Source organism: Trabulsiella odontotermitis (genome assembly GCF_001188485.1).
GTDB classification, from domain to species: Bacteria; Pseudomonadota; Gammaproteobacteria; order Enterobacterales; family Enterobacteriaceae; genus Trabulsiella; species Trabulsiella odontotermitis_A.
In genome coordinates, this window is the sequence record NZ_JNGH01000023.1 from 101,891 (window position 1) to 112,587 (window position 10,697).

Annotated in this window: 9 protein-coding genes; 6 read left to right on the top strand and 3 right to left on the bottom strand. The window is 55.6% G+C overall.

The window, feature by feature from the left end; all coding sequences use genetic code 11:
* Position 1 precedes the first annotated feature (1 nt).
* Complete coding sequence (gene rfaH, locus GM30_RS01640) at positions 2–490, bottom strand: transcription/translation regulatory transformer protein RfaH (RefSeq protein WP_049847224.1); 489 nt, start codon at positions 488–490, stop codon at positions 2–4.
* A gap of 179 nt (positions 491–669) precedes the next feature.
* Here rfaH and ubiD point away from each other — a divergent pair, with 179 nt between their 5' ends.
* Entirely contained in the window at positions 670–2,154 is a 1,485-nt protein-coding gene (gene ubiD / locus GM30_RS01645) for a 4-hydroxy-3-polyprenylbenzoate decarboxylase (RefSeq protein ID WP_049847225.1), read from the top strand.
* 38 nt (positions 2,155–2,192) lie between these two features.
* Positions 2,193–2,897 carry an NAD(P)H-flavin reductase gene (fre, locus tag GM30_RS01650; protein ID WP_049847226.1) on the top strand — a complete coding sequence of 235 codons (705 nt, stop codon included), beginning with the start codon at positions 2,193–2,195 and terminating at the stop codon, positions 2,895–2,897.
* A 183-nt stretch (positions 2,898–3,080) separates the two neighbouring features.
* Here fre and fadA read toward each other — a convergent pair whose 3' ends face one another.
* Positions 3,081–4,244 (bottom strand): acetyl-CoA C-acyltransferase FadA, encoded by a 1,164-nt coding sequence (fadA, locus tag GM30_RS01655; protein WP_049847227.1) that lies wholly within the window; start codon positions 4,242–4,244, stop codon positions 3,081–3,083.
* A 9-nt stretch (positions 4,245–4,253) separates the two neighbouring features.
* On the bottom strand, positions 4,254–6,443 hold the full coding sequence (fadB, locus tag GM30_RS01660) for a fatty acid oxidation complex subunit alpha FadB (protein WP_049847228.1): 2,190 nt from the start codon (positions 6,441–6,443) through the stop codon (positions 4,254–4,256).
* Positions 6,444–6,633: 190 nt separating this feature from the next.
* Between fadB and pepQ the strand changes: the two genes are divergently transcribed.
* The 4 genes from pepQ (at position 6,634) to hemG (ending at position 10,552) form a co-directional block, all read left to right on the top strand.
* Positions 6,634–7,965: a Xaa-Pro dipeptidase gene (gene pepQ, locus GM30_RS01665; protein WP_049847229.1), complete on the top strand. Its 1,332-nt coding sequence runs from the start codon at positions 6,634–6,636 to the stop codon at positions 7,963–7,965.
* Complete coding sequence (locus tag GM30_RS01670) at positions 7,965–8,579, top strand: IMPACT family protein (protein ID WP_049847230.1); 615 nt, start codon at positions 7,965–7,967, stop codon at positions 8,577–8,579. Before pepQ ends, GM30_RS01670 begins: the two co-directional genes overlap by 1 nt.
* A 41-nt stretch (positions 8,580–8,620) precedes the next feature.
* Entirely contained in the window at positions 8,621–10,006 is a 1,386-nt protein-coding gene (locus GM30_RS01675; protein ID WP_049847231.1) for a Trk system potassium transporter TrkH, read from the top strand.
* Positions 10,007–10,018: 12 nt separating this feature from the next.
* Positions 10,019–10,552 carry a menaquinone-dependent protoporphyrinogen IX dehydrogenase gene (hemG, locus tag GM30_RS01680; RefSeq protein ID WP_049847232.1) on the top strand — a complete coding sequence of 178 codons (534 nt, stop codon included), beginning with the start codon at positions 10,019–10,021 and terminating at the stop codon, positions 10,550–10,552.
* Positions 10,553–10,697: the final 145 nt, after the last annotated feature.

Here is a 10,697-nt window from a genome sequence, read left to right on the forward strand (position 1 = left end):
CTCAGACCTTGCGGAATTCGGTGTTTTTCACGCTCTGCAGAACCTGATGATTAAGAAAGTTCAGCAGCAGCATTGAACGCGCTTCGCCATCGGGTTCGGTGAAAATCGCCTTCAGGCCTTTGAACATGCCTTCAGTGATCTCAACGCTATCGCCAGGCCATGGGGTATCAGGATCGGTGATCCCTTCCGGTTTATAGACCGAAAGCTGATGAATAACCGTCGACGGGACCACCGCAGGTTGCGTGCCGAATCGCACAAAATGGCTGACGCCGCGCGTGGCATTAATGGTTGTGGTATGAATAACTTCGGGGTCGAACTCCACAAACAGGTAGTTCGGGAAAAGAGGCTCACTGACCGATGTTCGCTTACCACGTACGATTTTTTCCAGGGTAATCATTGGCGTCAGGCAGTTCACCGCCTGTCGTTCTAGATGTTCCTGGGCACGCATAAGCTGCCCGCGCTTGCAGTACAGTAGATACCAGGCTTGCATAATCACTCTTTCCCGTTAATTCGGCCGCAAGCATAGCAAATGCCAGACCCGATCGCTAAGTGGATTATCACGGTGGGTAACGGATGGGGTGTTAGTTCACGCTAATTTAACAAAAATACAGCATCACGCAGGCGAACGCCGTATAATAACGCGCTGACAAAGAGGCCAGAACGTACTCCATGAAATACCACGACTTACGCGACTTTCTGACATTACTGGAGCAGCAGGGCGAGCTAAAACGCATCACGCTGCCGGTTGATCCTCATCTGGAAATCACCGAGATTGCCGACCGGACGTTACGTGCCGGCGGCCCGGCGTTGCTGTTCGAAAACCCCAAAGGTTACAACATGCCGGTGCTGTGTAATCTCTTCGGCACGCCGAAGCGCGTGGCGATGGGGATGGGCCAGGAAGATGTCGGCGCGTTGCGGGAAGTGGGTAAACTGCTGGCTTTCCTCAAAGAGCCGGAGCCGCCAAAAGGCTTCCGCGATCTGTTTGATAAACTTCCGCACTATAAACAAGTGCTGAATATGCCTACCAAACGCCTGCGCGGCGCGCCGTGCCAGCAGAAAATCATCAGTGGCGATGAGGTGGACTTAACCCGCATTCCGATCATGACATGTTGGCCAGAAGATGCCGCGCCGCTGATTACCTGGGGGCTGACGGTGACCCGTGGCCCGCACAAAGAACGGCAGAATCTCGGTATTTATCGCCAGCAGCTGATTGGCAAAAACAAACTGATCATGCGCTGGTTATCTCACCGTGGCGGCGCGCTGGATTTTCAGGAGTGGTGCGCGGCGCATCCGGGCGAACGTTTCCCGGTGTCCGTGGCGCTGGGCGCAGATCCGGCAACGATCCTCGGCGCGGTGACGCCGGTGCCGGACACCCTGTCAGAATACGCGTTTGCGGGCCTGTTGCGTGGCACGAAAACCGAAGTGGTGAAGTGCATTTCCAACGAGCTTGAAGTCCCGGCCAGCGCGGAGATCGTGCTGGAAGGGTATATCGAAGCGGGCGAAGTCGCGCCGGAAGGGCCTTACGGCGATCACACCGGTTATTACAATGAAGTCGATAATTTCCCGGTCTTTACGGTTACGCACATTACGCAACGTGAAGATGCGATTTATCACTCCACTTATACTGGCCGTCCGCCAGATGAGCCTGCGGTGCTGGGCGTGGCGCTGAATGAAGTCTTCGTGCCGATTCTGCAAAAGCAGTTTCCTGAAATTGTCGATTTTTATCTGCCGCCGGAAGGGTGTTCTTACCGCCTGGCGGTCGTCACCATGAAAAAACAGTACGCCGGGCACGCCAAGCGCGTCATGATGGGCGTTTGGTCATTTTTACGGCAGTTTATGTACACCAAATTCGTGATCGTCTGTGATGATGACGTGAATGCTCGCGACTGGAATGATGTGATTTGGGCGATAACCACCCGCATGGATCCCGCGCGGGATACGGTGCTGGTGAAAAACACGCCAATAGATTATCTGGATTTTGCCTCGCCGGTTTCCGGTTTGGGCTCAAAAATGGGGCTGGATGCCACGAATAAATGGCCTGGCGAAACCCAGCGTGAATGGGGTCGTCCTATTAAAAAGGATCCTGAGGTGACGGCGCGTATCGACGCCATCTGGGATGAACTGGCTATCCTGAATAACGGTAATACACCCTGAACGACCGTTTTGCCTAACAGACCCGACAGAGGGAGCGCATGACAACCTTAAGCTGTAAAGTGACCTCGGTAGACGCCATCACCGATACCGTATATCGCGTTCGTTTAGAACCAGAAGCCGATTTCTCCTTTCGCGCCGGTCAGTATCTGATGGTCGTGATGGATGAGCGCGACAAACGCCCGTTCTCAATGGCGTCGCTGCCGTCCGAACATCGGTTTATCGAACTGCACATCGGGGCGTCTGAGATCAATCTGTATGCAATGGCGGTGATGGATCGCATCCTGAAAGAGCGTGAAGTGCTGGTCGATATTCCACACGGCGACGCCTGGCTGCGTGAAGACGATGAAGAGCGTCCGCTGATTCTGATTGCGGGCGGGACGGGGTTCTCTTACGTGCGTTCGATTTTGCTGACGGCGCTGGCGCGCAATCCTGACCGCGACATCACCATTTACTGGGGCGGTCGTGAAGAGAAACATCTTTACGATCTCTCAGAGCTGGAAGCGTTATCCGTTACCCATCCTCATCTGCGCGTGGAAGCGGTGGTTGAGCAGCCGGAAGAGGGCTGGCGCGGACGTACGGGCACGGTGCTGACGGCGGTGCTGCAGGATCATGGCACGCTGGCAGAGCATGATATTTACATTGCGGGTCGCTTTGAGATGGCGAAAATTGCCCGTGACCTGTTCTGTAATGAGCGCAACGCGCGTGAAGACCGCCTGTTTAGCGACGCGTTTTCGTTTATTTAAATAAAAAACCCGCCCCTGACAGGCGGGAAGAACGGCAACTAAACTCTCTCCCCGTCATAATTCACGCTGCCTCTTTGTTGGCTGCCTTCGCTCACCCCGGTCACATAGTTATCTATGCTCCCGGGGATTCGCTCAGTTGCCGCCGCGATGCAACGCGAATTATTTAGGGGAATGAATATCTCATTACACTCTTTCAAATACCGTTGCGATCCCCTGACCTAACCCGATACACATCGTCGCCAGACCAAACTGGGCGTCTTTGCGTTCCATCAGATTAATCAGCGTGGTGCTGATACGGGCGCCAGAGCAGCCGAGCGGATGGCCGAGGGCGATCGCGCCGCCGTTGAGGTTGATCTTCTCGTCGATCTGCTCCATCAGGCCCAGATCTTTAATACACGGCAGGATCTGCGCGGCAAACGCTTCGTTCATCTCAAACAGGTCGATGTCGCTGGCGGAAAGTCCTGCTTTTTTCAGCGCCAGTTTTGACGCCGGAACCGGACCGTAACCCATAATTGATGGATCGCAACCGACCACCGCCATCGAACGAATGCGCGCGCGGGGTTTCAGCCCCAGCTCGCGGGCACGACTTTCACTCATCACCAGCATCGCAGCAGCACCATCGGAGAGCGCGGAAGAGGTGCCGGCGGTAACGGTACCGCTCACCGGATCAAACGCCGGTCGCAGGGTCGCCAGTGCTTCCACGGTGGTTTCCGGACGGATCACTTCGTCGTAGTTAAACTGCTTAAGTACGCCATCGGCATCGTGACCGCCGGTGGGAATAATTTCGCTTCGGAATGCGCCGGATTGCGTGGCGGCCCAGGCGCGGGCGTGTGAGCGGGCGGCGAACGCATCCTGCATTTCACGACTGATGCCATGCATGCGGGAGAGCATTTCTGCCGTCAGCCCCATCATGCCGGCGGCTTTTGCCACGTTGCGGCTGAGACCCGGATGGAAATCGACGCCGTGGCTCATCGGCACATGGCCCATATGTTCCACGCCGCCAATCAGGCACGCCTGCGCATCGCCAGTCATGATCATGCGCGCGGCATCGTGTAACGCCTGCATCGACGAACCGCACAGACGGTTCACGGTGACCGCCGGAACGGAATGGGGGATCTCTGCCAGCAACGCCGCGTTGCGGGCAATGTTAAACCCCTGTTCCAGCGTCTGCTGTACGCAGCCCCAATAGATGTCGTCAATCGCCGTGGCGTCCAGTGCCGGATTGCGCGACAGCAGGCTGCGCATCAGATGGGCGGAAAGATCTTCCGCACGCACATGGCGGAATGCGCCGCCCTTTGAACGGCCCATCGGGGTACGAATTGCATCAACAATAACAACCTGTTCCATCGTGACTCCTTAAGCCGTTTTCAGCTCACCCACCGGGCGGGCAGGTTCAACCGGGGGATAGTATGCTTCGTTATGACGCGCTTTGGCACGCAGGCCTTCCGGTACCTGATACAGCGGACCGAGATGTTCATACTGCTGCGCCATATCGAGATATTTGGCGCTGCCGATAGTATCCAGCCAGCGGAACGCGCCGCCGTGGAACGGAGGGAAGCCCAGACCATACACCAGTGCCATATCCGCTTCCGCAGGGCTGGCGATAATGCCTTCTTCCAGACAGCGCACCACTTCATTGACCATTGGGATCATCATACGGGCGATGATCTCGTCGTCACTGAAATCGCGCGTCGGCTGGCTGACCTCGGCCAGCAGGCCGTCCACAATCGGATCTTCTTCTTTCTTCGGCTTGCCTTTGCTGTCAGCGGTATAGCGCCAGAAACCAAGACCATTTTTCTGCCCGTAACGGCTGGCATCGAACATCGCGTCAATCGCGTCGCGGTAATCTTTCTCCATCCGCTGCGGGAAACCAGCGGCCATCACGGCCTGCGCATGATGTGCGGTATCAATGCCCACAACGTCGAGCAGATACGCCGGGCCCATCGGCCAGCCGAACTGTTTTTCCATCACCTTGTCGATTTTGCGGAAATCCGCACCGTCACGCAGTAACTGGCTGAAACCGGCGAAGTACGGGAACAGCACGCGGTTGACAAAGAAGCCGGGGCAGTCGTTGACCACGATCGGCGTTTTACCCATTTTGCTGGCCCATGCCACCACTTTGGCTACCGTCGCGTCGGAGGTTTTTTCGCCGCGGATGACTTCAACCAGCGGCATGCGGTGCACCGGGTTAAAGAAGTGCATACCGCAGAAATTTTCCGGGCGCTTGAGCGCACCAGCCAGTTCAGAAATCGGAATGGTTGAGGTGTTTGACGCGAGTACCGTATCCGGGCGCACGTTGTCTTCCGTCTCGGCCAGCACCGCTTTCTTCACTTTCGGGTTTTCCACCACCGCTTCCACCACCACATCGACACGGTCGAAACCGGCATAGTCGAGCGTCGGGTGAATGGTGGCGATCACGCCCGCCAGCTTCAGACCGTCAATCTTGCCGCGTTCCAGCTGTTTGTTCAGCAGTTTGGCGGCTTCGGTCATGCCGAGCGTCAGCGATTTATCATTAATATCCTTCATGATCACCGGTACGCCCTTCCAGGCAGACTGGTAAGCAATGCCGCCACCCATGATCCCGGCGCCGAGTACGGCTGCCTGTTTCGGGGTGTCGATATTTTTGGTCAGATGCTTTGCCTGACCTTTGACGTATTGGTCGTTAAGGAAAATACCGACCAGCGCACGGGCCTCGGGTGTATGTGCCAGCGGAACGAAGCTCTGGTTTTCCAGCTTCAGGGCTTCATCACGGCCATATTTTGCGGCGGCTTCGATGGTTTTCACTGCGGTCATCGGTGCCGGGTAATGTTTGCCTGCGGTTTGTGCGACCATGCCTTTAGCAATCGTAAAGCTCATTGCCGCTTCGATTTTGCTGAGCTTCAGCGGCTCTAGCTTCGGCTGGCGTTTTGCTTTCCAGTCGAGATCGCCATTAATGGCCTGACGCAGAATGGCGACCGCGCCATCACGCAGTTTCTCTGGTTTAACCACGCCATCAACCAGCCCGATTTTCAGCGCCTGATCGGCCCCGACGTCTTTCCCGGCGGCAATGATTTCCAGCGCGCTGTCGGCACCCAACAGGCGCGGCATACGCACTGAACCGCCAAAGCCCGGCATGATGCCCAGTTTGGTTTCCGGTAAACCGATGCGCAGGTCCGGCGTCGCCAGACGGTAGTCGGTCGCCAGCACGCATTCGCAGCCGCCGCCCAGCGCGTAGCCGTTAATGGCGGAAACGGTCGGGACCGGCAAATCTTCCAGACGATTAAAGACGCTGTTGGCGAAATGCAGCCACTGACTCAGCTGTTCCTGAGGCACCAGGAACAGCGACAGGAATTCGGTGATATCCGCGCCGACGATAAACGCCGCTTTTTCGGAACGCAGCAACAGCCCTTTTAAATGTTGTTGTTGTTCGAGCACGTCCAGCGCGTTGCCGAGGCTGGCAACGGTTGCGGTATCAAGTTTGTTAACTGAGCCAGGGGCATCGAATACCAGTTCGGCAATGCCATCTTCCAGCCAGTTGAGGTACAGGGTGTCGCCTTTGTAGAGCATGTCAGTCTCCTGAATCCAGCAATTGGATCTGGTCATACCAGATGAGGCGAAGTGTGGATTTTATGTTAATAAATTGCAAATGAGTCTTTAAAGAAATGCCGCCTTGATCACGCTCGGCAGAAATCACGCAGCCAGAATGAGGTGTGCTAAGATGCGGAGACTTGAGGTAAAAAAATCAGAAGGGTTAAAGATGGAATCACTGGCCGCACTCTATAAAAATCATATCGTTACCTTACAAGAACGGACCCGCAATGTGCTGGAGCGTTTTAAGCTGGACGCGTTGCTTATTCACTCCGGCGAGCTGTTCAACGTCTTCCTCGACGATCATCCCTATCCGTTTAAAGTTAACCCGCAGTTTAAATCCTGGGTACCGGTGACACAGGTACCAAACTGCTGGCTGCTGGTAGACGGCGTTAACAAACCGAAACTGTGGTTCTATTTGCCGGTCGATTACTGGCACAACGTCGAGCCGCTGCCGACCTCCTTCTGGACAGAAGACGTCGAGGTGATTGCACTGCCGAAAGCGGACGGTATTGGCAGCCTGCTGCCTGCGGCGCGCGGCAATATTGCCTACATCGGGCCGGTGCCTGAGCGCGCGCTGGGTCTTGAGATCGCGGCCGATAAGATCAACCCGAAAGGTGTGATTGATTACCTGCACTATTACCGCGCGTACAAAACCGACTACGAACTGGTATGCATGCGCGAAGCGCAAAAGATGGCGGTTAATGGTCACCGCGCCGCGCACGAAGCGTTTCTGTCGGGCATGAGCGAGTTTGATATTAACCTCGCCTATCTGACCGCGACGGGCCATCGCGATACCGATGTGCCGTACAGCAATATCGTGGCGCTCAACGAACATGCGGCCGTGCTGCACTATACAAAACTGGATCACCGTGCGCCGTCAGAAATGCGCAGCTTCCTGCTGGACGCGGGGGCGGAATATAACGGTTATGCCGCCGATCTTACCCGGACCTGGGCGGCGAACAGTGATAACGACTTCGCGCATCTGATTAAAGATGTGAATGACGAACAGCTGGCGCTGATTGCGACAATGAAAGCCGGAACCAGCTATGTCGATTACCATATTCAGTTCCATCAACGCATTGCGAAGCTGCTGCGTAAGCACAAAATTGTCACCGACATGAGCGAAGAGGCGATGGTGGAAAATGACCTGACCGGACCGTTTATGCCGCACGGTATCGGCCATCCATTGGGTCTGCAGGTGCACGATGTCGCCGGGTTTATGCAGGATGACACCGGTACGCATCTGGCGGCGCCGTCAAAATATCCGTACCTGCGTTGCACTCGTGTGCTGCAACCGCGCATGGTGCTGACCATTGAGCCGGGGATCTACTTCATCGAATCGCTGCTGGCGCCGTGGCGCGAAGGGCAATTCAGCAAGCACTTCAACTGGCAGAAAATTGATGCGCTGAAGCCGTTCGGTGGTATCCGTATTGAAGATAACGTCGTGATCCACGAAAACAGCATCGAGAACATGACGCGAGATCTGAAGCTGGCGTAATGGACAGTTGGTTAATACCGGCCGCGCCGGTGATGGTGGTTGAAGAGATCAAAAAGAGCCGCTTCATTACGCTTCTCGCCCATACCGAGGGCGTCGGGGCGGCGAAAGCATTTGTTGAATCCGTCAGGGTGGAACATCCGGAAGCGCGTCATCACTGCGTGGCGTGGGTTGCCGGTGCCCCTGACGATTCGCAACAGCTGGGTTTCTCTGACGACGGTGAACCTGCGGGAACGGCCGGGAAGCCCATGCTGGCACAGCTGATGGGAAGTGGCGTAGGCGAAATTACAGCCGTCGTGGTGCGTTACTATGGCGGTATTTTATTGGGCACCGGTGGTTTAGTGAAAGCCTATGGTGGGGGCGTCAGCCAGGCGTTGCATCAGTTGAATACGCTGCGCAAGACGCCGCTGACCGAATATACTTTGCAATGTGAGTATGGGCAGTTAGCGGGCGTTGAAACGCTGCTGGGGCAGTTTTCCGGCAAAGTCGTCAACAGTGATTTTCAGGCTTCCGTACGATTACGCGTTGCGCTTCCACAGTCTGAACTGGCGGCGTTTACAGCAAAACTTGCTGATTTTAGTCGTGGTTCGTTGCAATTACGGAATATTGACGAATAATCCCCACCTGAATTTTTTGCATATCAAAGGAAGCGGCAGAGATGCATTTTCGCGCCATAACCCGAATCGTAGGCCTTCTGGTCATTCTGTTTTCAGGGACGATGATTGTTCCTGGACTGGTGGCGCTGATTTATCGTGATGGCGCGGGGCGGGCCTTCACCCAGACGTTTTTTGTCGCGCTGGCGATCGGCTCGATGCTGTGGTGGCCGAACCGTCGCGAGAAAGGCGAACTGAAATCCCGCGAAGGATTTCTGATTGTCGTCCTGTTCTGGACGGTGCTGGGGAGCGTCGGTGCGCTGCCTTTCATCTTCTCCGAACAGCCGAACCTGACGGTGACAGATGCGTTCTTTGAATCCTTTTCCGGACTCACCACCACCGGCGCCACGACGCTGGTGGGGCTGGATTCCCTCCCTCATGCCATTCTCTTTTATCGCCAGATGCTGCAGTGGTTTGGCGGGATGGGGATCATTGTGCTGGCGGTGGCTATCCTCCCGATACTGGGCGTCGGGGGGATGCAGCTCTATCGCGCCGAAATGCCCGGGCCGCTGAAAGATAACAAAATGCGGCCGCGTATCGCCGAAACGGCCAAAACACTGTGGCTGATTTACGTCCTGCTGACGGTGGTGTGTGCGGTGGCATTGTGGTTTGCCGGGATGCCCGCGTTTGACGCCATCGGGCACAGTTTTGCTACCATCGCCATTGGCGGTTTTTCCACTCATGACGCCAGTGTGGGCTACTTTGCCAGCCCGACCATTAATACCATCATCGCTATCTTCTTACTGATCTCCGGGTGTAACTACGGCCTGCACTTTTCTCTGCTGAGTGGTCGCAGTCTGAAAGTGTACTGGCGCGATCCGGAGTTCCGGATGTTTATTGGCGTTCAGTTGACGCTGGTGTTCATCTGTACGCTGATGCTGTGGTTCCACGATGTCTATAGCTCGGCGGTGACAACGCTGAATCAGGCCTTTTTCCAGGTCGTATCAATGGCGACAACGGCGGGGTTTACGACCGACAGCATCGCCCGGTGGCCGCTCTTCTTGCCGGTGCTGTTGCTCTGCTCGGCGTTTATCGGCGGCNGTGAGCTGAAACGTCTGGTCCACCCGAACGCGGTTTACAGTATTAAGCTCGGTAACCGTGCGCTGCCGGAGCGCATCCTCGAAGCGGTGTGGGGATTCTTCTCTGCGTACGCGCTGGTGTTTATCGTTAGCATGCTGGCGATCATCGCGACGGGAGTGGATGACTTCTCCGCCTTTGCTTCGGTGGTGGCGACGCTGAATAACCTTGGCCCGGGTCTCGGTGTGGTGGCGGATAACTTTGCTAGTATGAACCCGGTGGCTAAATGGATCCTGATTGCCAATATGCTGTTTGGTCGTCTGGAGGTGTTTACGTTGCTGGTGCTGTTTACCCCAACATTCTGGCGCGAATAACAGGAGTGCTCGTTGAAAACGTTAATTCTTTTTTCTACCCGTGATGGACAAACACGGGAGATTGCGTCTTTTCTGGCTTCAGAATTGAAAGAGCTTGGGGTGGAGGCGGATGCGGTAAACCTGCATCGCGCTGACGACATTCCCTGGGAACATTACAATCGCGTGGTGATTGGCGCGTCTATCCGCTACGGGCATTTCCATTCCGGAGTGGAGCGTTTTGTGAAAAAACATCTCCAGCATCTGCAGGCGGTACCCAGCGCATTTTACTCGGTCAACCTCGTGGCCCGTAAGCCGGAGAAACGCTCTCCGCAGACCAACAACTATACGCGTAAGTTTCTGTTACGCTCGCCGTGGCAGCCAACGCGATGTGAAGTCTTTGCCGGAGCGCTGCGTTACCCGCGTTATCGTTGGTACGACCGGGTGATGATTCGCCTGATTATGAAAATGACCGGTGGCGAAACGGATACGCATAAAGAAGTGGTGTATACCGACTGGGATCAGGTTTCCCGTTTTGCCCGTGAAATCGCTCATCTCGCGAGCAAGTAGCGCTATAATTCGACGTGTTGCCTGGAAAATGAGCGAACGAAACGTTTTTTTGAATTTCCTCTTGTCACCTCAGAATTACTCCCTATAATGCGCCTCCACTGACACGGCACAACGGCGTAAACACCGGCCTGTCAGGTGAAGTTAA

Coding starts and splice junctions, on each gene's coding strand:
- rfaH (WP_049847224.1), bottom strand. CDS start 490: ATGCAAGCCTGGTATCTACTGTACTGCAAGCGCGGGCAGCTTATGCGT.
- ubiD (WP_049847225.1), top strand. CDS start 670: ATGAAATACCACGACTTACGCGACTTTCTGACATTACTGGAGCAGCAG.
- fre (WP_049847226.1), top strand. CDS start 2,193: ATGACAACCTTAAGCTGTAAAGTGACCTCGGTAGACGCCATCACCGAT.
- fadA (WP_049847227.1), bottom strand. CDS start 4,244: ATGGAACAGGTTGTTATTGTTGATGCAATTCGTACCCCGATGGGCCGT.
- fadB (WP_049847228.1), bottom strand. CDS start 6,443: ATGCTCTACAAAGGCGACACCCTGTACCTCAACTGGCTGGAAGATGGC.
- pepQ (WP_049847229.1), top strand. CDS start 6,634: ATGGAATCACTGGCCGCACTCTATAAAAATCATATCGTTACCTTACAA.
- GM30_RS01670 (WP_049847230.1), top strand. CDS start 7,965: ATGGACAGTTGGTTAATACCGGCCGCGCCGGTGATGGTGGTTGAAGAG.